2 protein-coding genes are annotated in these 786 nt (G+C 64.6%); both read left to right on the top strand.

Features of this window, described 5'->3' with window-relative positions:
* A partial coding sequence (locus AQJ46_RS51245) for a nuclear transport factor 2 family protein (protein WP_225887690.1) occupies positions 1–436 on the top strand: 436 nt, incomplete at its 5' end.
* A 121-nt stretch (positions 437–557) separates the two neighbouring features.
* Positions 558–786 (top strand): transposase (locus AQJ46_RS51240; protein ID WP_059212228.1); only part of this gene is annotated, 229 nt, incomplete at its 3' end.

The raw sequence follows: 786 nt of genomic DNA, 5'->3' as shown, positions 1-786 counted from the left end.
GAGTCCGCGTGAGGTGTTTCTCCGCCTTGTTCATGGGGTCGCCGACGGGAACTCAAGCGAGTTGCCTGACCTGTACGGCGAGGTTACGGATGTCCGGCATCCGATGGCGACGCCGGAGTCCGAGCCGTTGACGAGTCGGCGTGCGCTCCGGGAGCACTTCACGGTGCCGCCGGAAATGCGGGAGTCCTTGCCGAAGAGGAGTGTCGTCGATGTCGTCGTCCACGAGACTGCCGATCCTGAAGTGATCGTCGCCGAGTTCGCCTACGAGTTCACGTTGCCGGACGACTCCAGGTCCAAGGTGCCCTGTGTCTTCGTCATGCGTGTGCGGGACGGTCAGATCATCGAGTCTCGCGACTACATCGACCCGATCCGTACGTACACGGCACGCGGGGACCTCGACCGCCTCCTCGCGTCGTTGCGCAAGGGTGTTTCCTGACCTCGCGCTTTCCGAGGTGGGCTGTCCATCTGTTGACGATGAACGTAGAAAGTGCCTCTGACCAGCGAGAATGGGGATTGCTGAGGTCCTTGTTCCCGCCACCGCCGGAGGCACTTTCCAGGTGAAGAAGCGTATCGGGTTCTATCCGCGTGTCCGCGCGGAGGGCGGTGGTCGCGGCGTGGTTTCGCAGGCCGGTGCGGTGCTGCTGGTCGAGACGGCCCGCAAGACCGGTCTGGATGCGGCGATGTCGGCGGCGCTTGAGCCGTGGCGCAAGCCGCGGGCCGTGCACGATCCGGGAAAGATCCTGCTCGATGTGGCGCTTGCCCTCGCGCTAGGCGGGGACTGCCTAG

The organism is Streptomyces canus, from assembly GCF_001514145.1.
Classification (GTDB): domain Bacteria; phylum Actinomycetota; class Actinomycetes; order Streptomycetales; family Streptomycetaceae; genus Streptomyces; species Streptomyces canus.
Note: the sequence above shows the minus strand (reverse complement) of the source record. Positions and strands in the feature narration are given on the sequence as shown.